This window comes from Streptomyces sp. NPDC051243, assembly GCF_044455405.1.
GTDB lineage: Bacteria > Actinomycetota > Actinomycetes > Streptomycetales > Streptomycetaceae > Streptomyces.
In genome coordinates this window covers 187,505-213,522 of the sequence record NZ_JBITES010000003.1, presented here as the reverse complement: position 1 = coordinate 213,522, position 26,018 = coordinate 187,505, and the positions used below count along the sequence as shown (strand labels likewise).

Genomic DNA, 26,018 nt, shown 5'->3' with positions numbered 1-26,018 from the left:
GCTTACCGGCCATGAACAACAGGTGAACCGACACGGCCCATGTGGGCCCCCGCTCGAAGAGATTGGGGAGTTCGCGGACGAGACGAGGCCCGTCCGGGCCGAAGCGGGGGCCAGGGGCGTCGGCCACCAGGGACCGCCACCCGCCACCCGCCACCGCCACCGGCCACCGGCCACCGGCCACCGACCACCGACCACCGACCACCGACCACCGACCACGGTCATCGACCGAACGGCCCACCGCCGCATGCCTACGCGGACATGGGACGCTGCACCCTGATCGACTGCAACAACCCCACCGCCACCCACACCGCGAACATCGACGACCCGCCGTACGACACGAACGGCAGCGGCAGACCCGTCACCGGCATGATCCCGAGCGTCATCCCGATGTTCTCGAACGACTGGAAGGCGAACCACGCCACGATCCCCGCCGCGACGATCGTCCCGTACAGCTCGGTCGTCTCGCGCGCGATCCGGCAGGCCCGCCACAGGATGACGCCGAGGAGCAGGATGATCAGCCCGCCGCCGACGAAGCCCAGCTCCTCCCCCGCCACCGTGAAGACGAAGTCGGTCTGCTGCTCGGGCACGAACTGGCCGGTCGTCTGCGAGCCGTGGAACAGCCCCGCTCCCGTGAGCCCGCCCGAACCGATAGCGATACGCGCCTGGTTGGTGTTGTAGCCGACGCCCGCCGGGTCGAGCTCGGGGTTGGCGAAGGCCGCGAAGCGGGCGATCTGGTAGTCGTCCAGGACGCCGAGTTGCCAGACCGCGATGGCGCCCATCGTCCCCGTGCCGATCAGTCCGAAGACCCAGCGGTTGGAGGCGCCGGACGCGAGCAGCACGCCCAGCACGATCACCACCATCACCATGACCGAGCCGAGGTCGGGCATCAGCAGCACGATCAGCATGGGCACGGCGGCCAGGCCCAGGGCCTGCACGACCGTGCGATGGTCGGGGTACTGCTTGTCGCCCGCGTCCACTCTCGCCGCCAGCAGCATCGCCATGCCCAGGATGATCGTGACCTTCACGAATTCCGAGGGCTGGAGGGAGAAGCCGCCGGGCAGCTTGATCCAGGAGTGGGCGCCGTTGATGGTGGAGCCGAGCGGGGTCAGCACCAGCAGGATCAGGAAGACCGAGACGCCGTACAGGATCGGCACGGCCGTGCGCAGGGTGCGGTGGCCGAGCCAGACCGTGCCGATCATCAGGGCGAAGCCGATGCCGGTGTTCAGCAGGTGGCGGACCAGGAAGTAGTACTGGTCGCCCTGGTTGAGCTCGGTGCGGTTGCGGGTCGCCGAGAAGACGAGCAGCGAGCCGATCAGCGACAGGACGATCGCCGCCAGCAGTATCGTCCAGTCGAGCCTGCGGGCGAGCGAGTCACGGGCGAACAGCCGGGTCCAGCCCGCCCGTTCGGGCCCGTACCCGGAGACCTGGAAGCTGTTGGCCCCGGTCATGTGAGCATCCTCCGGCTTCCCCGCCCACGGCTCCGCCGCCGCCTGCGCCGTGTGTCCCGGTTCTCGGCCGACGGCGTGGCCACCGTGGCGGCGAGCTGCTGCTGGTCCGGCGAGTCCTCGCCCTCCTGGCTGGCCCGCTGCTCCTTCGCCGGGTCCTTGGAGATCTTCGGCGAGGTGATGGTGCCGTCCGTGCGGACCTTGGGCAGGCTCTTCTGCGGCGTCGGCAGCAGCGCCTTCTTCTTGTCGATCGTGCCGTCGTCCGAGACGCCGTACAGCGCGTCGTAGATGTTGCGCACGGCCGGGCCCGAGGCGCCGGAACCCGTACCACCCTGGGAGATCGTCATGACGACCGCGTAGTCCTTGGTGTACGTGGCGAACCACGAGGTGGTCTGCTTGCCGTAGACCTCCGCGGTACCGGTCTTGGCGTGCATCGGGATCTTGTCCTGCGGCCAGCCGACGTCCGCGAACCGCCAGGCGGCGGTACCGCGGGTGGCGACGCCGGCGAGGGCGTCGTCCATCTCGGCCAGCGTCTGCCTGCTTATCGGCAGCTTGCCGTGGGACTTCGGCTTGATCTCCTGGACGTTCTTGCCGTCGGCGCTGATGATCGCCTTGCCGACGGTGGGGTCGTACAGGGTGCCGCCGTTGGAGATGGCCGCGTAGATCGTGGCCATCTGGATCGGCGTGACCAGGGTGTCGCCCTGGCCGATGGAGTAGTTGACCGAGTCACCGGCGCGCAGCCGGTTGCCTTCGAGGCAGTTCTCGTAGGCGATCTTCTCGGCGTAACTGCCGTCCTTCTTGCCGTACTTGCACCACGCGTCCTTGTTGGCCTTCCAGTAGTCCTGCTTCCACTGGCGGTCCGGGATGCGTCCGGTGACCTCGTTGGGCAGGTCGATCCCGGTCTCAGCACCGAGGCCGAACTGGTGCGCCGTCTTGTAGAACCAGTCCTTGGCGTTCTTCTTCGGCTTGGTGCCGCCGTCGCGCTGCCACTCCTGGTGGGAGAGGCGGTAGAAGACGGTGTCGCAGGAGACCTCCAGAGCGCGCCCCAGGCTGATCGGGCCGTACCCCTTGGACTCGAAGTTCTTGAAGACCTGGCCGCCGATCGAGTAGGAGCTCGAGCACTGGTAGGGGCCGTCGAAGGAGTAACCGGCGTTGACCGCGGCGGCCGTCGGGATGACCTTGAAGACGGAGCCGGGGGCCGACTGGCCCTGGATCGCGCGGTTGAGCAGCGGGTAGTTGGAGCTCTTGCCGGTCAGCTCCTTGTAGTCCTTGGCGGAGATGCCACCCACCCAGGCGTTGGGGTCGTAGGTCGGGTTGGACGCCATGGCGACGACGCGGCCGGTCTTGGCCTCCATCACCACGACCGCGCCGGAGTCGGCCTTGTACCGCTCGTTGGTGTTGCGGTCCCACTCCAGGCGGGCCTTCTTCATCGCGTCGTTCAGCTCGTACTCCGCCACCCGCTGCACCCGGGCGTCGATGCTGGTGACGAGATTGGAGCCGGCCCGAGCGGCGTCCGCCTGGGCCTGCCCGATGACCCGGCCCAGGTTGTCCACCTCGTAGCGGGTGACACCGGCCTTGCCCCGCAGCTCCTTGTCGTACTCCCGCTCCAGACCCGAGCGGCCGACCATGTCCGAGCGCAGGTAGGGCGAGTCGCTGTCCTGGGCCTGCTGGATCTCCTCGTCCGTGACCGGCGACAGATAGCCGAGGACCTGCGCGGTGTTGGCCTCACCCGGGCTCGGGTAGCGGCGCACCGCCTGCGGCTCGGCCGTGATGCCGGGGAAGTCCTCGGCACGCTCGCGGATCTGCAGTGCCTGCTTCGCCGTGGCCTCGTCGGTGATGGGGATCGGCTGGTACGGCGAGCCGTTCCAGCACGGCTGCGGTGTCTTGGCGTCGCACAGCCGGACCTTCTCCATCACCTCCTTCGGTGTCATCCCCAGCACACCCGCCAGCTTGGTCAGCACCGCCTTGCCGTCGTCCGGCATCTTCAGCAGATCCGTACGCGAGGCGGACACCACCAGCCGCGTCTCGTTGTCCGCCAGCGCCACCCCGCGCGCGTCCAGGATCGATCCGCGCACGGCAGGCTGCACCACCTGCTGGACGTGGTTGCCGGACGCCTCCTTGGCGTAGGCGTCGCCCTCGCGGATCTGCAGGTACCACAGGCGTCCGCCGAGGGTGCCGAGGAGGGAGAGCACGAGGACCTGGATGACGATGAGCCGGATCTGGACGCGTGGCGTCCGGCCCGTCTCGGGAATGTTGGTCATGTCTGCTGCTCCCCCTCTCAGCTCATGAACGAACAGGTGTGCGCGAATGGTGATGGTGTCCGGCTGTGTACGAGTGATGAACGACGGGCCCGCGCGACGCGGTTCCGGTGATCCTCACTCGTTCCGGTGAACTCTTGGGCGGTCACAGCCGCTTGACCCCCTTGATGCGCCCGGCGCGCGCCGTCCGCGACCGCGCGGCCTTCACCTTCAGGCCGCCCAGTCCACCGCGCTGGCTGCCGATGCGCAGGCCGGTGCCGCCGGAGAGCCAGCCGGAGGAGATGCTGGGCTTCTTCGCCTGGGAGTTGGTCTCCGCGAGCGGGTCGTTCTCCGCTCGGCGGGCCAGCGCCATGATCCCCGGGACCACGAACGGCGCGAGCAGCAGGTCGTACAGCGCGGCCGTGAACAGCAGGCTGCCGAGGCCGACATGGCGGGCGGCGGTGTCCCCGACGAGGGCGCCGACCCCGGCGTACAGCAGGGTCGAACCGATCGCGGCGACGACCACGACCACCATCGGCCCGGTGGCCGACTTGAGCCGGCCGTTCTCCGGCTTGACGAGCCCCGCGAGATAGCCGATGACGCACAGCACGAGCGCATAGCGGCCGGCGGCGTGGTCGGCGGGCGGGGCGAGGTCGGCGAGCAGACCGGCGCCGAAGCCGACGAGGGCGCCGCCGACATGGCCGTAGACCAGGGCGAGGCCCAGCACGGTGAGGAGCAGCAGGTCGGGGACGGCACCCGGGAGGTGCAGGCGGGCCAGGACGCTCACCTGGAGCACCAGGGCGACGACGACCAGGGAGGAGGAGAGCAGGATTCGGTTGACGCGCATGGGGCTTCAGCTCCTACTGCTCTTGCTCGTACTGATTCCGGCCGTCGGCCGGAGGCTGGTACTGGCCGTCCGCCTGGGGCTGCGCCTGTCCGTCGGCCTGCGGCTGGTCCTGGCCGTCGCCCTCGGGGTCGGCGCCCGGCGTGACGGTGACCGTCACGGTCGGCGTCGGGGTCGGCTCGGGCTTGTCGGGGAGGACCGTGTCGCGCGGGTCCTTCGCGGGGGCCTGCACGACGACTCCGACGATGTCGAGCTTGCTGAAGCCGACGTAGGGCGTGACGTACAGGGTGCGGGTCAGGTTGCCGCCGGACGGGTCGACGCGTGAGACGACGCCGACGGGCACGCCGGGCACGAAGGGCTTGTCGGCCTGCGAGCCGAAGGTGACGAGGCGGTCGCCCTTCTTCACCTCGGCCTTGCCGTTGAGGAGTTCGACGCGCAGCGGGCGGTCGCCCTGGCCGGAGGCGAAGCCGAGCTCGTCGGTGGACTCCATGCGGGTGCCGACGGTGAAGTCGGGGTCGCTGGCGAGGAGCACGGTCGCGGTGTTCGGGCCGACGGTGGTGACCCGCCCGACGAGTCCGTCCCCGTTCAGGACGGTCATGTCGCGCTGGATACCGTCGTTGGCGCCGGCGTCGATGGTGATCGTCCAGGAGAAGCCCTGGGCCGCTCCTATGGCGATGACTTCCGCGCCCTTGATGCCGTACTGGCCCTCGCCCGCGATCTTCAGCATCTTGTCGAGCTGCCGCAGCCGGCTGCGGTTGCGGTCGTCGCTGCCGAGCTTCGCCTTGAGGGCGGCGTTCTCCTGCTCCAGTTGGGCGAGCCGGTCGTGGCGCTCGCCGGAGTCACGGACCGCGGCGACCGCGTTGCCGACCGGGTTCACCGCGGCCGACACACCGTCCTCGATCGGGCCGAAGACCGCCGCGGCGGCGGACCGGGCGCCGTCGACGGGGGAATCCTCACCGCCGCGGATGTCCACCGTGATCAGCGCGAACGCGATGGCGATCAGCAGCACCAGGAGCAGCCGGCTCTCTCGTGTGTCCCTCACGTGCGGCGGCCGTGCCCTTCCTCATAGGAATTCGGGGAAACCCCCGGTAAACCCCAGGGGTTCTGTATACGGAGTTTGTACGCGGAGTTGTATGCGAGGTTTCGATGCTTCGAGGCTTCAAGGCCCTTCGGGAAGCTTATGCCTCTATATCAACGATCCGCCGTACGAGAGGAGATCATCCCGTACGGCGGAATCGAAGAGTTACGTCATCTGCGCGGCTGGGCGTCCAGCACCTGCTGCAACGCCTCGAACTCCTCGACGCACTTGCCGGATCCGAGCGCCACGCTGTCCAGCGGGTCCTCGGCGATGTGGATCGGCATCCCGGTCTCGCGGCGCAGCCGCTCGTCGAGGCCGCGCAGCAGGGCGCCGCCGCCGGTCAGAACGATTCCTCGGTCCATGATGTCGCCGGACAGCTCCGGCGGGCACTTGTCGAGGGTCGTCTTCACCGCGTCGACGATCGCGTTGACCGGCTCCTCGATGGCCTTGCGTACTTCGGCCGCGGAGATGACGACGGTCTTCGGCAGCCCGGAGACGAGGTCCCGGCCGCGGATTTCGGTGTGTTCGTCAGCATCGAGGTCGTACGCCGAACCGATCGTGATCTTGATCTGCTCGGCCGTGCGCTCACCCAGCAGGAGGGAGTACTCCTTCTTGATGTGCTGGATGATCGCGTTGTCCAGCTCGTCGCCCGCGACGCGGATGGACTGGGCGGTGACGATGCCGCCGAGGGAGATGACCGCGACCTCCGTGGTGCCGCCGCCGATGTCGACCACCATGTTGCCCGTGGCCTCGTGGACCGGCAGGCCGGAGCCGATGGCCGCGGCCATGGGCTCCTCGATGATGTGCACCTGGCGGGCGCCGGCCTGGGACGACGCCTCGATGACGGCGCGGCGCTCGACGCCGGTGATGCCGGAGGGCACACAGACGACGACCCGCGGGCGAGCCAGATACCGCCGCTTGTGGATCTTCAGAATGAAGTAGCGGAGCATCCGCTCGGTGATCTCGAAGTCGGCGATCACGCCGTCCTTCAGCGGACGTACGGCAACGATGTTGCCGGGCGTGCGCCCGATCATCTTCTTCGCCTCGGCGCCTACCGCGAGGATGCCACCGGTGTTCGTGTTGATCGCGACGACGGACGGCTCGTTGAGTACGATCCCGCGACCCCTGACGTACACCAGCGTGTTGGCGGTCCCGAGGTCGACAGCCATGTCACGGCCGATGAACGACATTGAGTTCCCCATCAGGATTCGTCTGGCCTTCCTGGGAGCTTTTGACGGCTTTTCAGGTCGGCGAAGTGGGTGCTGTGACGTGAAGGCTTCCATCGTAGACGCGCCTGCACGAACACTGCGGGAGGGTCTTCGCCAATTGTCATCAGATGGCGAACCGCCCCGCTTGTGGAGACGGGCCATCGGGGGCACTCGTTCCCTCGATCGCCACGCATATGCACGCGGGTGTCACACATATGCACGCAGGGGTGGGGACTACTCGGACTTCAGCCCCCACACCGCGATTTCCCGACCGCTTCGGCCTAGGCCGTGTCCGACCTAGGCGCGGCCCGGGAAGAAGATCTTCACCTCGCGCTCGGCGGACTCCTCGGAGTCGGAGGCGTGGATGAGGTTCTCGCGGACGATCACACCGTAGTCACCACGGATGGAGCCGGGCGCGGCGGCGATCGGGTCGGTCGGGCCGGCGAGCTGACGCAGTCCCTCGATGACCCGCTCGCCCTCGACGATCAGAGCGACGACCGGGCCGGAGGCCATGAACTCCACCAGCGGCTCGTAGAAGGGCTTGCCCTTGTGCTCTCCGTAGTGCTGCTCCAGGGTCTCCTGGTCCAGGGTGCGCAGCTCCAGCGCGGTGATCTGCCAGCCGGCCTTGCGCTCGATGCGGCTGATGATCTCGCCGGTCAGGCCGCGGCGGACTGCGTCGGGCTTGAGCAGGACGAGGGTGCGCTGGGTCACGGGAGGGCTCCTTCTTACAGCCGGTGGTGCGGTGGGATGAGGCTACAGGGCGTTCCCAGGTGCCTGTTACGCAGTGTCAGCTTGCGCTCAGGCCCCGGACGGGCTGCTCTCACCGCTCTGCGCCGCGAATCTCGTCTTCGCCTCGTCGACCTTCCTGCCGAAGTGCACCGAAGCCCACCAAAGCGCGGCGAACACCGCGCCGAGGAAGAACATCGTGGGGACGATGAAGCCGGAGGCGACAAGGGCGATCTGCAGGGCCCAGCCGAGGGCGACGCCACCGGGGCGGGTCACCAGGCCGCACAGCAGCAGGCACAGGAACATCGCGATGCCGCTGACCGTCCACACCTGCGACATGGACAGGTCGGGGTCCTTCATGGCGACCAGACCGGCGAAGCCGATGACGAAGAACTCGCCGATCAGCGTCGAGGAACAGAGCGTACGCATCTTTCGGACTCAGCCCTTCCGCAGGAGCAGCCGGGCTTCGCCGACCGTGATGACGGACCCGGTGACGAGCACGCCGCCGCCCGCGAACTCGCCCTCCTCCTCGGCCAGCGTGATCGCGGCCTCCAGGGCGTCGGGCAGCCGCGGCTCGACCTGCACACGCTCCTCGCCGAACACCTCGACGGCGATGCCGGCCAGTTCATCGGCGTCCATGGCGCGGTGCGAGGAGTTCTGCGTGACGACGACCTCGGCGAAGATCGGCTCGAAGGCCTCGAGCAGCTCCCGCACGTTCTTGTCGCCGCTCGCCCCCACGACCCCGATCAGCCGGCTGAAGTCGAAGGCCTCACCGATCGCCTCGGCGGTGACGCGCGCGCCGGCCGGGTTGTGGGCGGCGTCGAGCACGACGGTCGGAGAGCGCCGTACGACCTCCATACGGCCCGGCGAGGCGACGGCGGCGAACGCCTTGCGGACCGTGTCGATGTCGAGCGCATCGGCCCGCGCGGCACCGACGCCGAAGAACGCCTCCACGGCGGCGAGGGCGACGGCGGCGTTGTGCGCCTGGTGCGCGCCGTGCAGCGGCAGATACACCTCGGGGTACTCGCCGCCCAGTCCGCGCAATGTGACCAGCTGCCCGCCGACGGCGACCTGACGTGCCACGACCCCGAACTCGAGGCCCTCGCGGGCCACGGTGGCGTCGACTTCCACGGCCTTCTTCAGCAGCACCTGCGCGGCGTCCACCGGCTGCTGGGCCATGATCACGGTGGCGTCCTGCTTGACGATGCCGGCCTTCTCGGCGGCGATCTCGCCCGGCGTGCTGCCCAGGCGGTCGGTGTGGTCGAGGTCTATGGGCGTGACGACGGCGACGTCACCGTCGATGACGTTGGTGGCGTCCCAGGAGCCGCCCATGCCCACTTCCACGACGGCGACGTCGACGGGCGCGTCGGCGAAGGCGGCGTACGCCATGCCGGTCAGCACCTCGAAGAAGGACAGCCGGTACTCCTGCGAGGCGTCGACCATCTCGACGTACGGCTTGATGTCGTTATAGGTCTCGATGAACCGCTCGGCGGAGATCGGGGCGCCGTCCAGGCTGATCCGCTCGGTGATCGACTGGACGTGCGGGGAGGTGTAGCGGCCGGTGCGGAGTTCGAAGGCGCCGAGGAGGGCCTCGATCATGCGGGCGGTCGAGGTCTTGCCGTTGGTGCCGGTGATGTGGATGGAGGGGTACGCCCGCTGCGGCTCACCCAGGACGTCCATCAGCGCGGCGATGCGCGTGACCGAAGGCTCGAGCTTGGTCTCGCCCCACCTCGTCGCGAGCTCCGCCTCGACCTCGCGCAGGGCCTTGTCGACCTCGGGGTCCTCGGGGCGCGCGGGCACGTCTGCCTCCGGCGGGCCGCCCTGGGTGCGCAGGGTGCGGCTGCCGGCCTCGATGACCGCGAGATCGGGGTCACGGTCGGTTTCCGCCGCGATGATCTCGTCGAAGGGGTCGTCGCTCTCACTCACGGGGCCAGTCTACGGAGGGGGACTGACAGCGTGCCCACGGAGTGGGGTGGCGTGTGTTGTCGGGCGACTGCGGGCCAGTCCTGGCTGGTCGCGCCCACGCGGCGGAGCCGCACATCGATACAGCCCCGCGCCCCTTAGGGACGTCAAGGCCCCCGGCGCCTGCACGGCACCGGGGGCCTTCTCGGCGTATGAACACCTACGCCTGCGGCAGCCTCTCCAGCTGCGCAGCAATCCGCGCGATGTCCTCCTGCGCCTTCGCGAGGCGCCCGCGGATCTTCTCCACCACCTGGTCCGGTGCCTTCGCCAGGAACGCCTCGTTGCCGAGCTTGGCCGTCGCCTGGGCCTTCTCCTTCTCGGCGGCGGCGAGGTCCTTGGCCAGGCGCTTGCGCTCGGCCGCGACGTCGATCGCGCCCGAGAGGTCCAGCGCGACCTCCGCACCCGCGACCGGCAGGGTCGCCGTGGCCGTGAAGGCCTCGCCCTCCGGCTGCAGGCGCAGCAGCTGGCGGATGGCCGGCTCGTGCGGGGCGAGTGCCGTGCCGTCGAGGGCCAGGCGGGCCGGGACGCGCTGGCCCGGCTGCAGGCCCTGGTCGGCGCGGAAGCGGCGGACCTCGGTGATGACCTGCTGGAGGGATTCGATCTCCCGCTCGGCGCCCTGGTCACGGAAGCCGCTGTCGCTCGGCCACTCGGCGATCACGATCGACTCGCCGCCGGTCAGCGTGGTCCAGAGGGTCTCCGTGACGAACGGGACCACCGGGTGCAGCAGCTTGAGGGTGACGTCGAGGACCTCGCCGAGGACACGCTTGGAGACCTCGGCCGCCTCGCCGCCCGCCTGGAACGTCGTCTTCGACAGCTCGACGTACCAGTCGAAGACCTCGTCCCAGGCGAAGTGGAAGAGGGCGTCCGACAGCTTGGCGAACTGGAAGTCCTCGTAGAACGCGTCGACTTCGGCGACGACGGAGTTCAGACGGGACAGGATCCAGCGGTCCGTCGAGGACATCGCCGACGGGTCCGGCAGGGGCCCGTCCACCGTCGCGCCGTTCATCAGCGCGAAGCGGGTCGCGTTCCAGATCTTGTTGGCGAAGTTCCGGGAGCCCTGGACCCAGTCCTCGCCGATCGGGACGTCGACGCCGGGGTTGGCGCCGCGGGCGAGGGTGAAGCGCAGGGCGTCGGAGCCGTACTTGTCCATCCAGTCCAGCGGGTTGACCGCGTTGCCGAAGGACTTCGACATCTTCTTGCCGAACTGGTCGCGGACCATGCCGTGCAGGGCGATGGTGTGGAACGGCGGGGTGCCGTCCATCGCGTACAGGCCGAACATCATCATCCGGGCGACCCAGAAGAAGAGGATGTCGTAGCCGGTGACCAGGACGGAGTTCGGGTAGAACTTCGCGAGCGACTCGGTCTGTTCGGGCCAGCCGAGCGTGGAGAACGGCCACAGGCCGGAGGAGAACCAGGTGTCGAGGACGTCGGTGTCCTGACGCCAGCCCTCGCCGCTCGGCGGCTCCTCGTCCGGTCCGACGCAGACGACCTCGCCGTTCGGGCCGTACCAGACCGGGATGCGGTGGCCCCACCACAACTGCCGCGAGATGCACCAGTCGTGGAGGTTGTCGACCCAGTCGAAGTACCGCTTCTCCATCTCCTGCGGATGGATCTTGACCCGGCCGTCACGGACCGCGTCACCGGCGGCCTTGGCGAGCGGGCCGACCTTGACCCACCACTGCATGGACAGGCGCGGCTCGATGGTGGTCTTGCAGCGCGAGCAGTGGCCGACGGAGTGGACGTACGGCCGCTTCTCCGCGACGATCCGGCCGTCGGCACGCAGCGCGGCGACGATGGCCGAGCGGGCCTCGAGGCGGTCCAGCCCCTGGAAGGGGCCGTGGGCGGTGATGACCGCGTGCTCGTCCATCACCGTGAGGGACGGCAGGTCGTGGCGCTGGCCGATCTCGAAGTCGTTCGGGTCGTGCGCCGGGGTGACCTTGACGGCGCCGGTGCCGAACTCGGGGTCGACGTGCTCGTCGGCGACGACGGGGATACGGCGGCCGGTGAGCGGCAGCTCGATCTCGCGGCCGACGAGGTGGCGGTAGCGCTCGTCCTCGGGGTGGACGGCGACGGCGGTGTCGCCGAGCATCGTCTCGGCGCGGGTCGTGGCCACGACGATGGAGTCGTCGCCCTCGCCGTACCGGATGGAGACGAGCTCGCCGTCGTCGTCCTGGTACTCGACCTCGATGTCGGAGATGGCCGTCAGGCACCGGGGGCACCAGTTGATGATGCGCTCGGCGCGGTAGATCAGCTCGTCGTCGTAGAGCCGCTTGAAGATGGTCTGGACGGCCTGGGACAGGCCCTCGTCCATGGTGAACCGCTCACGCGACCAGGCGACACCGTCACCGAGGCGGCGCATCTGGCCGGAGATCTGCCCGCCGGACTCGGCCTTCCACTGCCAGACCCGCTCGACGAACGCCTCACGGCCCAGGTCGTGCCGGGACTTGCCGTCCTTGCCGAGCTCCCGCTCGACGACGTTCTGCGTGGCGATACCGGCGTGGTCCATGCCGGGCTGCCACAGCGTCTCGTAGCCCTGCATGCGCTTGCGGCGCGTCAGGGCGTCGATGAGGGTGTGCTCGAAGGCGTGCCCGAGGTGCAGGCTGCCGGTGACGTTCGGCGGCGGGATGACGATGGTGTACGGCGGCTTGTCGCTCTTCTCGTCCGCCTCGAAGTAACCCCGCTCCACCCAGCGCTCGTACAGCGGCCCCTCTACATCGGCCGGCGCGTACTGGGTCGGCAGTTCGGTGTCGGGCGCTGGTGGCTGCTGCTGAGCGTTCTCGGTCACGCGCTCAGTTTAGGGGTGTCCCGGCGGTGTCCCGAAACGCGTTTGTTCTGTAACGGTGCGCCCCCCGATGCATCGCGGTTTCCGGGCCTGCGCCAGGATGTCGGGAACACATAAACATCTGGAGGGGAACCCAGAAATGAGCTACAACCAGCCGGGCCCGTACGGCGGGCAGCCCCAGCAGCCCGGACCGTACGGCCAGCCCGGACCGTACGGCCAGCAGCCGCAGGCGCCCCAGCCCGGCTACGGCTACCCCCAGCAGGCTCCTCCAGCGCAGCCGCAGCCCCAGCCCGGCTACGGCTATCCGCAGCAGCCCCCGCAGGGTGTCCCGCCCCAGCAGCCGCCGTACGGCCAGCAGCCCCAGTACGGCCAGCAGCCGCCGTACGGCCAGGCCCCGTACGGGGTGCCTCAGCCGCCGGCGCCGGAGGGCGGCGGCAACAAGAAGACGGCCATCATCCTCGGCGCGGTCGCGGTCGTGGTCGCCATCGGCGTCGGGGCGTACTTCGTGTTCGGCGGCGCTTCTGGCGGCATCGAGGACGACGGGCCGCACAAGCTGGCGACGCCGGAGAAGGTGCTCGGCGGCGAGTACACGCGGGCGCCCAAGGCCGGGGACGCCATCGGAAAGTCCAACGACACCGCGAGTGAGCTGGCGAAGAACGGCATCGAGAACGGTCAGAGCGTGGCCAGCCTGTACTCGACCACCGACCTGAGCAGCTACGACCCCAGCGACCCGACGACCGCGCCCGACGCGTCCGACCTCGCGACGAACAAGACGATCCTCGTCTTCGGCGCCTACGGTGAGATCGCCGACCCCGAGAAGGCTCTGGACGATTTCTTCGTCGCGTACAAGAAGGGCGCCTCCTCGTCCGGCTCCGGCACCTCCGGCGCGGGCAAGGTCGAGGTGCTCGGTGAGCCCGAGGAAGTGGAGCTCGACGGCGCGGTCATGAAGTGCCAGGGCATCAAGGGGCAGGACATGATGACCCAGAAGGAGAAGACCGACTGGTTCTGCACCTGGGCCGACCACAGCACCATCACCATGGTGGTGCCGGGCGACGCCACGCAGGGCATCACCAAGGATGTCGCCGTGGACATCGCCACGAAGATCCGCCCGGAGATCCGCGTCGCGTCCTGACCTCTGCACCTCTGCATCTCTGCGGACTCATCAACAGTGAAGGGGCCCCGGTCGGTTGACCGGGGCCCCTTCGTACGTCTGCGGTGCGGTTACGCCGTCTTCTGCTCGCCCGGACCGCGCCCGCGCGCCTCACGCGGGATCAGCGTCGGGTTCACGTTCGAGTGAACGACGTCCGCCGTGATGACGACCCTCGCCACGTCCTTGCGGGACGGGACCTCGTACATCACCGACATCAGGACCTCCTCCATGATGGCGCGCAGGCCGCGCGCGCCCGTCTGGCGGAGGATGGCCTGGTCGGCGATGGCCTCCAGGGCCTCGCGCTCGAAGTCGAGCTCCACGCCGTCGAGTTCGAAGAGGCGCTGGTACTGCTTCACCAGGGCGTTGCGGGGCTCGACCAGGATCTGGAGCAGGGCCTCGCGGTCCAGGTTGTGCACGCTCGTGATGACGGGCAGCCGGCCGATGAACTCGGGGATCATGCCGAACTTGACCAGGTCCTCGGGCATGACGTCCTCGAACTGGTCCTTGGCCTCGAGCTCCCGCTTGGAGCGGATCGTCGCGCCGAAGCCGATGCCCTTGGCGCCGGCCCGGGACTCGATGATCTTCTCCAGTCCGGCGAAGGCGCCGCCCACGATGAACAGCACGTTCGTCGTGTCGATCTGGATGAACTCCTGGTGGGGGTGCTTGCGGCCGCCCTGCGGCGGGACCGAGGCGGTGGTGCCCTCCAGGATCTTCAGCAGGGCCTGCTGGACGCCCTCGCCGCTGACGTCCCGGGTGATCGACGGATTTTCACTCTTCCGCGCGACCTTGTCGATCTCGTCGATATAGATGATCCCGGTCTCGGCCTTCTTGACGTCGTAGTCGGCCGCCTGGATCAGCTTCAGCAGGATGTTCTCGACGTCCTCGCCGACGTACCCGGCCTCCGTGAGCGCCGTCGCGTCGGCGATGGCGAACGGGACGTTCAGCATGCGGGCCAGGGTCTGGGCGAGCAGCGTCTTGCCGGAGCCCGTGGGGCCCAGCAGCAGGATGTTGGACTTCGCCAACTCGATGGCGTCGTCGCGGCCTTGGGCGCCGCCGTTCTCGCCGGCCTGGACGCGCTTGTAGTGGTTGTAGACGGCCACGGAGAGCGCCTTCTTGGCCGGTTCCTGGCCGACCACGTAGCCCTCGAGGAACTCGTAGATCTCGCGTGGCTTGGGCAGTTCCTCCCAGCGGACCTCACTGGTCTCCGCGAGCTCTTCCTCGATGATCTCGTTGCAGAGATCGATGCACTCGTCGCAGATGTACACACCAGGGCCTGCGATGAGCTTCTTGACCTGCTTCTGGCTCTTGCCGCAGAACGAGCACTTGAGCAGATCGCCGCCGTCACCGATGCGTGCCACGGTGTGCTTCCCCTTCGCCTGGGAGACGCCTGGACGTTTTCGAATCCAGCGGCTCCTGGTGCTGCCTTATGTCGACGGTACCTTGCCTGGCCCCCCGTTCGGGCCCCCCTTGGCGCGGTTCACTTTGACGTGCACCGTCCCAAACCGTGCCAAGGGGCAGCAGACAATACCGGGTCCGCGTCAGCGAACGTCGGCGTTGTTCATCTTCCGCGTGGAGATGATCTGGTCGATCAGCCCGTACGACAGCGCGTCCTCGGCCGTGAGGATCTTGTCGCGCTCGATGTCCTCGCGGATCTTCTCGATCGGCGTGGTGGAGTGCTTGGCCAGCATCTCCTCCAGCTGCGAGCGCATCCGGAGGATTTCGTTGGCGGCGATCTCCAGGTCGGAGACCTGGCCGCGGCCGGTCTCGCTGTACGGCTGGTGGATCAGCACCCGCGCGTTGGGCAGCGCCATGCGCTTGCCGGGCGTGCCGGCGGCCAGCAGGACGGCCGCGGCGGAGGCCGCCTGGCCCATGCAGACCGTCTGGATGTCCGGCTTCACGAACTGCATCGTGTCGTAGATGGCCGTGAGCGCGGTGAAGGAGCCGCCCGGGCTGTTGATGTAGACCGAGATGTCCCGGTCGGGGTCCATCGACTCCAGGCACAGCAGCTGCGCCATGACGTCGTTGGCGGAGGCGTCGTCGATCTGCACGCCGAGGAAGATCACGCGCTCCTCGAAGAGCTTCGCGTACGGGTCGTACTCGCGGATGCCCTGCGAGGTGCGCTCCACGAAGCGCGGGATGACGTAGCGGGACTCGGCGGCGGGACCCGTGTACTCGGCGCGCGTGCGGTCGTACAGGCCGCTGCCGGGGAAGTCGTTCACTGTCTGTCTCCTAGGGGCTCAGGCGGTCGGCTGGGGGCTGTGCGGGGGCCCTGCGGACCCCTGCCGGGGCTCTCAGGCCCCGGTGCCGCCGCCGCCCGGCATTCCGGCGGCCGTGGGCATGATGTCGTCGATCAGGCCGTACTCCTTGGCCTCGATCGGGTCGAACCAGCGGTCGCGGTCCGAGTCGCGGGTGATCTGCTCGACCGACTGGCCGGTGTGGAAGGCGGTCAGCTCGGCCATGCGCTTCTTGGTGTGCAGCAGCCGCTCGGCGTGGATCTTGATGTCCGACGCGGAGCCCGCGAGGCCTGCGGAGGGCTGGTGGATCAGGATCTCGGCGTTGGGCAGCGCGAAGCGCTTGCCGGGGGTGCCGGCGCTCAGCAGGAACTGCCCCATCGAGGCCGCCATGCCCATGGCGATCGTCACCACGTCGTTCTTGATGTACTGCATGGTGTCGTAGATCGCCATGCCCGCGGTGATCGAGCCGCCGGGGCTGTTGATGTACAGGTAAATGTCCTTGTCCGGGTCGGCGGCAAGGAGCAGCAGCTGCGCGGTGATCCGGTTTGCGATGTCGTCGTCGACCGGCTGGCCGAGGAAGATGATCCGCTCGTTGAGCAGCCGGTTGTAGACATGGTCGCCGAGGCCACCGCCGATGGAAGGCTCGCCGGCGGCGGAGGGCATCAGATTCGTCACGTATCCACCTGCTCGTCTTACGACGGCGCCGGGCCGTCTTACGTCTTCTGCGGGCAACGGGGGCTCCCCTGCCCTCATACTCATGGACCCTAACGCGCAGGCTGGGCGGTGCCATCCCGGTTCCGTGGGTGTTCGCCGGGGGCGTAGAGCCTCCGGCGGGTGGGCCGCTTGCTACTCGCCGTGGTTGTGCCGGTACATGGGCGGCTGCGGGCCCGTCGTGGTTGCTCGCGCCCACGCGGCGGAGCCGCACATCGATACAGCCCCGCGCCCCTTTCGGGGCGCCGTCCCGACGTACGTCGAAGGGCCCTGGGGCGTGAACATCCCCAGGGCCCTTCGTACGACCTTCCAGGCGCCGTGGGCGTCAGCCCTCGGTCTTCTCCTCGGCGGCCTCGTCAGCAGTGCCCTCGGCGGCCTCCACCGTCTCGACGGCCGCCTCGACCTCGTCCTCGTCGTCCAGGTCGATGATCTCGCCGTTGGTGTCCTTGACCACGGCCTTCTCGACCACGACGGCCAGGGCCTTGCCGCGGGCGACCTCGCCGACCAGGAGCGGAACCTGGCCGCCCTCGACGACCGCCTGGGCGAACTGGTCGGGGGACATGCCGGAGGAGGCGGCGCGGCGCATGAGGTGCTCGGTGAGCTCCTCCTGGTTGACGTTCAGCTTCTCCTGCTTGACGAGCTCGTCGAGCACGAACTGGGTCTTGATGCCCTTGACCGCGGCCTCGCGGGTCTCGGTCTCGAACTCCTCGGCGCTCTTGCCCTGGATCTCCAGGTACTTGTCGAGGGTGAGGCCCATCTGGCCGAGCTGGTGGTGCTCGAGGTTGTGCTTACGCGTGTTGATCTCGTCCTCGAGCAGCTTCTCGGGGACGGGCACCTCGACGAGCTCCAGCAGCTTCTCCAGGACGCGCTCCTGGGCCTGCGTGGCCTGGTCGAACTGCTTCATGTTCTCGAGGCGCTTGCGGCTGTCCGCCTTGAGCTCCTCGAGGGTGTCGAACTCGGAGGCGAGCTGCGCGAACTCGTCGTCCAGCTCGGGCAGTTCGCGCGCGGCGACCTGGGTGACCTTGACGGTGACCTCGGCCTCCTTGCCGGCCGCCGAGCCGCCCTTGAGCTCGGAGGTGAAGGTGGCCTCAGCCCCGGCCTCCAGGCCCTTCACGGCGTCGTCGATGCCGTCCAGCAGCTCGCCGGAGCCGATGGTGTAGGAGACGCCGTTCGCGACGCCGTCCTCGAGGACCTCGCCGTCGACCTTGGCCTCGAGGTCGATCGTGACGACGTCGCCGTCCTCGGCGGCGCGCTCCACCGGGGAGGTGGAGGCGAAGCGCTCGCGGAGCTGCTCGACCGACTTCTCGATGTCCTCGTCGGTCACCTCGACGGCGTCGACCTCGACCTCGATCCCGGAGTAGTCCGGGATCTCGATGGCCGGGCGGACGTCGACCTCGGCGGTGAAGTTCAGCGTCTCGCCGTCCTTCAGCTCGGTGATGTCGACCTCGGGCTGGCCCAGGACGGAGAGCTCGGCCTCGTTGACCGCCTCGGTGTAGAACTTCGGAAGCGCGTCGTTGACCGCCTCCTCCAGGACCGCACCGCGGCCGAACCGCTGGTCGATGACGCGGGCCGGGATCTTGCCCTTGCGGAAGCCCTTCACCGTGACCTGCTGGTTGATCTTCTTGTACGCCGCGTCGAGGCTGTCCTTGAGCTCCTCGAAGGGCACCTCGACAGTGAGCCGAACCCGAGTCGGGTTCAGGGTCTCCACGGCGCTCTTCACGGTTCGGTCTCCTTGTGGCTGACTTCTTGGTTTCTGCCGGAGCCAGACTGGTCCGGCGGATTCGCCGCCCGGAGGACTTCGTGACTTCGTACGGAGAGACACACGGGCGTGCAGCTTGCATAGTAACGGCAGCGGCGACACGCCCTCAAAGGCGATCAAGGGACACGATCAACCGAGGTCGTCGCACGTGATGGCCGGTGGTGACCGGTCGTGGTCGGGGTGGCGGGATTTGAACCCACGGCCTTCCGCTCCCAAAGCGGACGCGCTACCAAGCTGCGCCACACCCCGTGCTGGTGCGACACGTAGGGTACATGGCCGCAGACAGTCGGGCCGCCGCATTTACGGGGTGTGCACCGAGGGCCCCCGACCCGCTACGATGCCTGAAGTGCCGCGGTCACCTGACCTGCGGCGCGTCCCTGTGCGGGCGTAGCTCAATGGTAGAGCCCTAGTCTTCCAAACTAGCTACGCGGGTTCGATTCCCGTCGCCCGCTCTGTACGACTCAGGGCCAGGTCAGAGGATGATTCCTCGGCCTGGCCCTGATCGCTTTCGGGGGCGCCGGCCAGTGCGCCGTGTCCCCCGCGTGCCCCTCGGGCTTTCGGAAGCTCCCCGCGTGCGGTCAAGTGACGTCTTTCGACCGCACATGTTGAGCCCGCAAGGTGATGACGTCGCCATGGTGGATGCCCTCCGGGCGCCCCGCCGCCGAACACCGTGTCCGGATGCGGATCACCTATGGGATATCGATCACCTGGGCGCGGACGAGAACCCCGCTGTGGCTGGGGCGGGCGCGCCCATGGGTCCGCTGGGCAGAGCTCATGACTTCGTGCGCCCCCTGTGCACCGGCACTGTCGGTCAGGTCGCGCTTACGCATCGGTGCGACCGGAGAGACCCCATCACAGTGGTTCAACACAAAGCCCACCGATCGCTGCACAGGCTTCCCGGCGAGGGCAGCGATCGATGGGCGCGCACCTAGGAGGTACTGCTATGAGTCTGACCCCAACCAACTCACTTTCAATCCCCCGCCCACGAGACTGGGCCGCCGTTCTCGTCATCATCGTGATCATCTGCGTCTCCGCCGCGCAGATCGAAGGCGTTCTGACCAACTTGATCGCGCTGTCGGCGGTCCTCGTCTCCGGCACCGCGGTGCGCGCAGCATCGGCGAGGTGGCCACACACGGACTCGTGACCGCCCACTGGGCCGGCTGGGCAGAAGTCGGCGTTTCCGGCCTGGAAGGGCGGGGGTAAGCCACGCACGTGCCCGATCGTGCGGCGACGGACGGGGAACATCCGCATACACGATCTCCCCAGCTGGCTACGCTGGTTCGATTCCCGTCGCCCGCTGTGAACGCCGAAGGGCCCGGTTCCGTGAACCGGGCCCTTCGTATGTCCGGTGGGCCGTCGATTCCCGGAAACCGTGCGTTCCCGGAGATCTCGCAGGGCCGGCGGTCAGAGATCGCGGGCGTCCACGGAGTAGACGGAGCGCACTCCGTAGGGGACGTAGAGGGCGTCGCCGGAGCGGGTGATGGGTACGCCGTCGCCGGACGTGGCGAGGCCACCGGGGCCGGGGCGGGCGTCGCGTTCCGTGCCGGTGGCGCGGTCCAGGGCGGCCAGGCGGCCGCCGGGTGAGGCGATGAAGACGTGGGTGCCGAAGGCGAGCGGGGGGCCGGGACTCTCGACGGAGGAACGGGAGTCCCACAGGCGGCGGCCGGTGCGCGGATCCACCGCCTGGACGCGTCCGCTGGGATTGGTGAAGAAGACCGTGCCGCCGCTGACGATGCCCGTGTTCTCGCCGGACACCGGGCGGGCCAGGCGCACGGTGCTCCGGGTGTGGTCGGCGATGTCGATCGTGGTGAGGGTGCGGTACTCCTCGCCGCCGTCGTCGACGAACAGCAGGCGGCCGTAGGCCTGCCCCACCAGCGTCAGCGTGCTGGGAACGGCGACCGTCCAGCGAAGTGCGCCGGTGGCGGGGTCGATACGCATGACCCTGACCTTCTCGTCGCCGGCGTCGGAGCACAGGAGGTAGCCGTTCCCGCCGAGGGCGCGCAGGTCGCACATGTCGGCCTTGGGCAGCGCGCGCCGCCAGAGCGGCTTGCCGGTGTAGGCGCCGAGGAGGGTGTACGACGACCACTTGACCTGGTCGAGGGTCAGGACCCCCTGCGGGACCACCCCGACGTTCGCCTGGACGCCGCCCCTGCCGGTGCTGGGGGCGCTCACCTCGGCGCCCTGCCACACACGCCGCGACCAGACGACGGAGCCTGTGCGGGCGTCGAGGGCCTGGATCGAGTAGTCGTGGATCATCGAGTCCGCGTTCTTCTTGTCCGGGACCTCGTTGTTCTCGTAGACGAAGACGCGGTCACCCTTGGTGCCGAGCACCTCGCCGTCGGAGTTGCCCGATTCGTCCGGGGTGGGATCCACGGAGTGGCTCCACGTGACCTTGCCGGTGGCGAGCTCGAAGCGCGCCGCCTTGATGTCGTCGCCCGCACAGACGAGGCCGCCGCCGACGACGGCGCAGTTCGCGAAGGAGCCCGCTTCGAGGCCGTCGGCGTTGTGGGTGTCCTTGGCCTGCCAGGCGCGCCAGCCGGCGGGGAGGTCTCGGGCGGCGGGGGTCGGCTCGGCGTTGACCGCCACGACGGTGACCGTCGTCGCGGCGGCCAGCAGCAGGGCGCTCACCGCGGAGGCGATCAGCAGTCGGCGGCGCCGGCGCGGCCTGGGCCGCTCGTCGGCCGCGGTTGCGTGGTCCGGTTCCGGGCGCGGGGCGGGCAGACGGCCGTCGCGCAGGAGGGTGAGGAGTTCGCCTGTCGTGGGGCGGGACTTCGGGTGCTTTTCCAGGCAGAGGCGGATGAAAGGGAGCAATTCGTCCGGTACGCCGTCGAGTTCCGCGTCGCCGTCGACGACCCGTACGGCCGTCTCGTAGGGGCTCGGGCTGTCGAAGGGGCCGCGACCGGTGGCGGCGTAGGCGAGGACGGAGCCGAGGGAGAAGACGTCGGCCGCGGGCCCGACGTCCTGCGGGCAGGAGAACTGCTCGGGGGACATGAAGGGCGGGGTGCCCATCACGCGGCCGGTCTGGGTGAGGACGTCGGAGGCCGCGAACTCGGCGGCGCGGGAGATGCCGAAGTCGATGACGCGGGGGCCGTCCTCGGCGAGCATCACATTGGCCGGTTTCAGGTCCCGGTGGACCATTCCGGCACGGTGGATGTCGCGCAGCGCCTCCGAGAGCCCTGCGGCGAGTTCGCGCAACTTCGGCAGCGGCAACGGGCCGTGGCGGCGGACGTGGGTGCCGAGGTCCTCGCCCGGGATGTAGAGCGTGGCCATCCAGGGGCGCGGCGCGTCGGCGTCGGCGTCCACGACGGGGGCTGTGAAGGCGCCGCTGACCTGACGGGCGGCGGCCACCTCGCGGCGGAAGCGGATGCGGAACTCGTCGTCGTCGGCGTACTGCGCGTGCACGACCTTGAGGGCGAGGCGGCGGCCGGAGGCGGAGCGGGCCAGGTACACCACACCCATGCCGCCGGAGCCGAGGCGGTCCTCGATCCGGTAGCCGCCCACTTCCGCCGGGTCGGTCTCGCGCAGCGCCATCCCGTACGTCCCCCGTTCCGCACCGCCGTTTCGCATGTTCGACGATCACGAACGAGGGTATCCGTACCCTTCCGGGCGGCCCAGCGGGCCCTAGAACTGGATCGAGTTGATGGTCTCGGCTATCGAGTTGAGGAACCGCTGGATGTCGTCGGCCATCCCGGTCGAGGCCAGGAAGAAGCCGAACAGCACGGCGACGACGGCGGGGCCGGCCTTCAGGGATCCGCCACGGATCAGCACCACCAAGACGATCGCCAACAGCAGCACCACTGACAGCGAAATGGCCACAACAGATCACACCCTCGGTCGGTCCGCTCTCCCGGCCCGGGGACGCGACCCCGCGCACCCCCGCCAGAACCATCGTGCCACCAACCGGGCCCCGCTATGCGGCACGTGACGTTTCGTTCGCCACACCTGTGCCGGATCTGTGCGGGTCGCGAGCGCTCCGGACCATGCGTCATGCGCCCGTACCGCTTTTCGACCGGACACCCGCACAGGGAATTCGACGGGATCGTTTCCATCGGCACACAACGTGTTCGCGGGCATTTCGAATTCTCGACGCGATGATCATTCAATGATCATTGAGCCCGAGGCAATTCCTGACCATATGCACCTTTTAGTCAGGATGAATCCGGACAAGACAGGTGGCCAACAGGTGTCCGACAGGTACATGTTCGCTGTACATGCGTCATCGAGCGCAATAACCACGAACGACCTCGGGGGTTTTACGAAATCACACAGACAACGCTAGGGTGCCTCAGATGTTCCACGCTGTCTCGTCCCCCGCATGCGCAGCGAGGTCCTGGATCGACTCCCCCGGATTCCCGCGGGAGGGTCTGTGACGAACTCGCTGCGACCGCACGGCCACAACAGGGCGCCCCTTCCCCCGGCACAGTCGTCGGCGGACGGCGTGCCGAGTCCGCGCTCACCGCAGAGCCGGCAGGCTCAGGCGGACAACAGACCCGCGTCCGGCGGTGCCAAGCAGCGCGACGCGTTCTTCGACAACGCCAAGTACCTGGCGATCGTCCTGGTCGCCATAGGACACGCCTGGGAGCCGATCAAGGGCGACAGCCGGATCCTGGAGGCCGTGTACACCGTCGTGTACACCTTCCACATGCCGGCGTTCATCATCATCTCCGGCTTCTTCTCGCGCAGTTTCGACGCGACCCCCAGCCGGCTCAAGCGGCTGATCACCGGTGTCGCCGTGCCGTACATCGTCTTCGAGACGGCCTATCCGCTCTTCAAGCGCTGGATCGACGAGGACCCGAGCCAGGAGATCAGCCTCCTGGACCCGTGGTACCTGACCTGGTTCCTGTGCGCGCTGTTCATCTGGCGGATGACGACCCCCATCTGGAAGATGGTGCGCTGGCCGCTGCCGGTCGCGCTCGGCCTCGCCATGGCGGCCACGGTCACCCCGGAGATCGGCGACGACCTGGACCTGCAGCGGGTGCTGCAGTTCCTGCCGTACTTCGTGCTGGGTCTGGTCATGAAGCCCGAGCACTTCCACATGGTGCGTACGCGTACGGTGCGGATCCTGTCCGTGCCGGTGTTCGCGGTGGCGCTGGCCTTCGGGTGGTGGGCGGTGCCGCGGATGAACACCGCGTGGTTCTACCACCGGGACGCCGCGCAGGAGCTGGCCGCGCCGTGGTGGACCGGGCCGGTGATGGTGCTGGCGATGTTCGGCTGCTCGCTGCTGTTGACGGCCTGCTTCTTCGCCTGGGTGCCGCGCCGCCACATGTGGTTCACGGCGCTCGGCGCGGGCACGCTGTACGGCTATCTGCTGCACGGCTTCGTCGTGAAGGCCGGTGACTACCAGGGCTGGTTCGACCACGCGTGGCTGCAGCGCCCGCTCGGCGAGATCTTCGTCACTGTCTGCGCGGCGATCGGCGTCACGCTGCTGTGCACCAAGCCGGTGCAGCGGGTGTTCCGGTTCGCGATGGAGCCCAAGATGGAGTGGGCGTTCAAGCGGGATGCGGCGCAGCTGGCGCGTGAGCGCGAGAAGCGCGAAGGCTCGGCCGCTCGGGAGAAGGTCAACGCCTGACCGGAATGCCCCGGTTCCCTTGAGGGGCCGTCACTCGCCGACCAGACCGAGAAGTGCGCGCATCCGTGCGTACTTCTCGGTCAGTCGTTTCCGGGTCTGCTCGTCGAGGAGGGCGAGGCGTGCGGGGTCCGCGTTGTGGGCCAGGTCGGACTGTTTGACCAGGAGCGCGCCGTCGGTGGTGAGGACGCGTTGTGCGTACGTCTCCGGGGGTTCTCCGTCCCGCTTGGTGAGCGCGAGCACGATGGCCTTGGTACGGGGGCTCAGGGCGGCCTGTGCCAGCCAGCGTTCGTCGAGGGCGTCGTCCTCGACGGCGTCGTGGAGCCAGGCCGCGGCGATCTGCTCGTCGTCGCCGCCGCGGGTGCGTACGCCGTCGGCTACGGCCCTCAGGTGCTCGGCGTAGGGGCGTCCGGCCTTGTCGGTCTGGCCCTGGTGGGCGGCGCGGGCGATGGCCTCCACGTCGGCGAGGGACAGCTGGGTGCGGGGTGTCTCGGTCACCGGTCCAGTGTCCCGCCCCCGCCGCCCCTACCCGTCCCATCCCCAGGGGCGCCGCCCCTTCGACCCCGACCCGCCCTGGGGGCTGCCGCCCCCAGACCCCCGCTTCGGCCCTTAAGGGGCCTCGTCCTCAAACGCCGGACGGGCTGGAAGTACGCCGGCCGGCGCCGAGAAGTCATCCCTGCCCGAAGAAGCCGCCCCTGCGGGTGGGTGGGGGCTTGGGATGGCAACGGCCTCGTCCGCAAACGCCGGACGGACAGAAAGGACGCCGGCCAGCGCCCAGAAGTCACCCCCGCCCGAACAAGCCACCCCTGCCGGTGGATGAGGGCCAGGGATGGCAACGGCCCCCTCCTCAAACACCGGACGGACAAAAAGAACGCCAGCCAGCGCCTTCTCCAGTGAAGGACCAGCCGAAAGACGCCGGCCGGCGCCGCGAAGTCGCCGCCGTCCGAAGAAGACGTCCCACGCGTGCGTGGCGCGAGGGTCAGCGGGGCGTCGTCGTTGTCGGGCCCTCGCGGCAGATCAGGAGGAGCGCCCGGTCGTCGTTGACGTCCTTTGCCACTGCCTCGATGAGGTGCCAGGCGGCGCCGTGGAAGCCGCCTGCGACGTAGCGGTCGGCCTCGCCGGTGAGGCGGTCTATGCCCTCGACGATGTCGCGGTCGGAGGTTTCCACCAGGCCGTCGGTGAAGAGCATGAGGACGTCGCCGGGGCGCAGGGAGCCCTTGACCGGGTCGAACTGGGCGCCGTCGTAGACGCCGAGCAGGGGGCCCTCGGCCGCCTTCTCCTCCCAGCGGCCGCTGCCCGCACTGAGCTGGAGACCCGGTGGGTGGCCCGCCGAGTACAGCTCGTAGTCGCCCGAGTCCAGGTCCAGGACCAGGTGGATCGAGGTCGCGAAGCCCTCGTCCCAGTCCTGGCGGAGCAGGTAGCCGTTCGCCGCCGGCAGGAACGCGTGCGGGGGCAGGCTGCCCAGGAGGCCGCCGAAGGCGCCCGAGAGGAGCAGGGCGCGTGAGCCCGCGTCCATGCCCTTGCCCGACACGTCCGTCAGGACGACCTCCAGTGTGCGGCCGCCGTTCGTGCGGGCCGCGACGACGAAGTCGCCGGAGAAGGACTGGCCGCCGGCCGGGCGCAGGGCCATCTCGCGATGCCAACCGTGCGGCAGCTGCGGCAGCTTGCTCTGCACGCGGATGCGTTCGCGCAGGTCGAAGAGCATCGTGCCGCCACGCCGCCAGGGCACGCCCACGCGGCTGCGGAACTGGGCGATGAGGAGTCCGAAGAAGCCGCACGCCGCCACCACCAGGACCACGCCGGGGGTCACGCGGGACGGGCCCTCCGTGTACGGCCCGAGCTGCACCGACTCCACGATCAGTGCGGTGGCCGCCGCCGCGTACAGGCCCAGCAGGCTCGCCGGGCGCAGCAGAAGACCGCCGGCGACGATGGGGAGGACCAGCGCGGCCGGTGAGAACCAGACCGGGTTGGCCATCGTCACGGCGCAGATGAGCGGCACGGTCAGGAGCAGGCCGGCCAGTGCGATCCAGTCCGAGCCGTCGCCGCGGAAGTAGTCCACGGCGCTTCTGCGCACGCCGACGCGGGCCCGGTGCCACTGCATCCTCAACCGGGCCGTGAACGTCTCGGCCGCCGTGCGCCGCTCTCGTCCTGCTGCCATTAGTTCGGGACCCTATCCATCGGACCAGCTGCTTGGCACGGGAGGTCCCACTTGTCCCCCGTCCGAGGTTCAACTTCACAGTGAACTTCACGAAAAGCCGTCTCGCCGCCGCCAACGAGAAATTCCCTCGCTCGTCCCGCAATGCCCTGGTAGGGATT

At 69.0% G+C, this 26,018-nt stretch carries 20 protein-coding genes and 2 tRNA genes; 4 read left to right on the top strand and 18 right to left on the bottom strand.

Translation table 11 applies throughout. The annotated features are described in order from the left end of the window. Window positions 1-248: 248 nt before the first annotated feature. The 9 genes from rodA to ACIBAG_RS08240 form a co-directional block, all read right to left on the bottom strand. On the bottom strand, window positions 249-1,448 hold the full coding sequence (gene rodA, locus ACIBAG_RS08280) for a rod shape-determining protein RodA (protein WP_399102351.1): 1,200 nt from the start codon (window positions 1,446-1,448) through the stop codon (window positions 249-251). Continuing rightward, a complete protein-coding gene (mrdA, locus tag ACIBAG_RS08275) occupies window positions 1,445-3,706 on the bottom strand; it encodes a penicillin-binding protein 2 (RefSeq protein ID WP_399102349.1) in 2,262 nt (753 codons plus the stop codon). Before mrdA ends, rodA begins: the two co-directional genes overlap by 4 nt. Window positions 3,707-3,848: 142 nt before the next feature. After that, the gene (gene mreD / locus ACIBAG_RS08270) at window positions 3,849-4,529 is read right to left on the bottom strand and encodes a rod shape-determining protein MreD (protein WP_399102347.1); all 681 of its coding nucleotides are present in this window, start codon (window positions 4,527-4,529) and stop codon (window positions 3,849-3,851) included. A gap of 13 nt (window positions 4,530-4,542) precedes the next feature. Further along, complete coding sequence (gene mreC, locus ACIBAG_RS08265; protein ID WP_399102345.1) at window positions 4,543-5,568, bottom strand: rod shape-determining protein MreC; 1,026 nt, start codon at window positions 5,566-5,568, stop codon at window positions 4,543-4,545. Window positions 5,569-5,774: 206 nt separating this feature from the next. Further along, on the bottom strand, window positions 5,775-6,794 hold the full coding sequence (locus tag ACIBAG_RS08260; protein ID WP_004931372.1) for a rod shape-determining protein: 1,020 nt from the start codon (window positions 6,792-6,794) through the stop codon (window positions 5,775-5,777). 315 nt (window positions 6,795-7,109) lie between these two features. Beyond that, a complete protein-coding gene (ndk, locus tag ACIBAG_RS08255) occupies window positions 7,110-7,523 on the bottom strand; it encodes a nucleoside-diphosphate kinase (protein WP_004001296.1) in 414 nt (137 codons plus the stop codon). Between the two features lie 87 nt (window positions 7,524-7,610). After that, the gene (locus tag ACIBAG_RS08250) at window positions 7,611-7,967 is read right to left on the bottom strand and encodes a DUF4233 domain-containing protein (protein ID WP_399102342.1); all 357 of its coding nucleotides are present in this window, start codon (window positions 7,965-7,967) and stop codon (window positions 7,611-7,613) included. Between the two features lie 9 nt (window positions 7,968-7,976). Further along, window positions 7,977-9,464 carry a bifunctional folylpolyglutamate synthase/dihydrofolate synthase gene (locus ACIBAG_RS08245; RefSeq protein ID WP_399102340.1) on the bottom strand — a complete coding sequence of 496 codons (1,488 nt, stop codon included), beginning with the start codon at window positions 9,462-9,464 and terminating at the stop codon, window positions 7,977-7,979. Window positions 9,465-9,660: 196 nt separating this feature from the next. Next, window positions 9,661-12,285, bottom strand: coding sequence for a valine--tRNA ligase (locus ACIBAG_RS08240; RefSeq protein ID WP_399102338.1), 2,625 nt, complete (start codon window positions 12,283-12,285; stop codon window positions 9,661-9,663). 136 nt (window positions 12,286-12,421) lie between these two features. On the opposite strand from ACIBAG_RS08240, the gene ACIBAG_RS08235 reads away from it, so the two are divergent. After that, complete coding sequence (locus tag ACIBAG_RS08235; protein WP_399102336.1) at window positions 12,422-13,414, top strand: hypothetical protein; 993 nt, start codon at window positions 12,422-12,424, stop codon at window positions 13,412-13,414. A gap of 89 nt (window positions 13,415-13,503) precedes the next feature. Here the strand turns inward: ACIBAG_RS08235 and clpX are convergent, their stop codons facing one another. The 5 genes from clpX to ACIBAG_RS08210 form a co-directional block, all read right to left on the bottom strand. Continuing rightward, a complete protein-coding gene (gene clpX / locus ACIBAG_RS08230; RefSeq protein WP_399102334.1) occupies window positions 13,504-14,790 on the bottom strand; it encodes an ATP-dependent Clp protease ATP-binding subunit ClpX in 1,287 nt (428 codons plus the stop codon). A gap of 180 nt (window positions 14,791-14,970) precedes the next feature. After that, window positions 14,971-15,651, bottom strand: a complete 681-nt coding sequence (locus ACIBAG_RS08225) for an ATP-dependent Clp protease proteolytic subunit (RefSeq protein WP_308400784.1) — start codon at window positions 15,649-15,651, stop codon at window positions 14,971-14,973. A gap of 72 nt (window positions 15,652-15,723) precedes the next feature. Next, entirely contained in the window at window positions 15,724-16,329 is a 606-nt protein-coding gene (locus tag ACIBAG_RS08220; protein WP_399103275.1) for an ATP-dependent Clp protease proteolytic subunit, read from the bottom strand. Window positions 16,330-16,702: 373 nt separating this feature from the next. Continuing rightward, window positions 16,703-18,097, bottom strand: coding sequence for a trigger factor (gene tig, locus ACIBAG_RS08215; RefSeq protein ID WP_399102331.1), 1,395 nt, complete (start codon window positions 18,095-18,097; stop codon window positions 16,703-16,705). A gap of 211 nt (window positions 18,098-18,308) precedes the next feature. Further along, window positions 18,309-18,385 (bottom strand) — tRNA-Pro (locus ACIBAG_RS08210). A 132-nt stretch (window positions 18,386-18,517) separates the two neighbouring features. Between ACIBAG_RS08210 and ACIBAG_RS08205 the strand changes: the two genes are divergently transcribed. After that, window positions 18,518-18,588 (top strand) — tRNA-Gly (locus ACIBAG_RS08205). A gap of 491 nt (window positions 18,589-19,079) precedes the next feature. Continuing rightward, window positions 19,080-19,280, top strand: coding sequence for a hypothetical protein (locus tag ACIBAG_RS08200; protein WP_399102329.1), 201 nt, complete (start codon window positions 19,080-19,082; stop codon window positions 19,278-19,280). Between the two features lie 260 nt (window positions 19,281-19,540). Here ACIBAG_RS08200 and ACIBAG_RS08195 read toward each other — a convergent pair whose 3' ends face one another. Both ACIBAG_RS08195 and ACIBAG_RS08190 read right to left on the bottom strand, forming a co-directional pair. Then, a complete protein-coding gene (locus ACIBAG_RS08195) occupies window positions 19,541-21,667 on the bottom strand; it encodes a serine/threonine-protein kinase (protein WP_399102327.1) in 2,127 nt (708 codons plus the stop codon). 90 nt (window positions 21,668-21,757) lie between these two features. Beyond that, window positions 21,758-21,952, bottom strand: coding sequence for a hypothetical protein (locus tag ACIBAG_RS08190; protein WP_004001285.1), 195 nt, complete (start codon window positions 21,950-21,952; stop codon window positions 21,758-21,760). Between the two features lie 550 nt (window positions 21,953-22,502). Between ACIBAG_RS08190 and ACIBAG_RS08185 the strand changes: the two genes are divergently transcribed. Beyond that, window positions 22,503-23,705, top strand: coding sequence for an acyltransferase family protein (locus ACIBAG_RS08185; protein ID WP_399102325.1), 1,203 nt, complete (start codon window positions 22,503-22,505; stop codon window positions 23,703-23,705). Window positions 23,706-23,735: 30 nt separating this feature from the next. Here ACIBAG_RS08185 and ACIBAG_RS08180 read toward each other — a convergent pair whose 3' ends face one another. Together ACIBAG_RS08180 and ACIBAG_RS08175 are read right to left on the bottom strand one after the other, a co-directional pair. Next, window positions 23,736-24,200, bottom strand: coding sequence for an HD domain-containing protein (locus ACIBAG_RS08180; RefSeq protein ID WP_399102323.1), 465 nt, complete (start codon window positions 24,198-24,200; stop codon window positions 23,736-23,738). A gap of 481 nt (window positions 24,201-24,681) precedes the next feature. Continuing rightward, window positions 24,682-25,860, bottom strand: a complete 1,179-nt coding sequence (locus tag ACIBAG_RS08175) for a PP2C family protein-serine/threonine phosphatase (RefSeq protein ID WP_399102321.1) — start codon at window positions 25,858-25,860, stop codon at window positions 24,682-24,684. Window positions 25,861-26,018 lie beyond the last annotated feature (158 nt).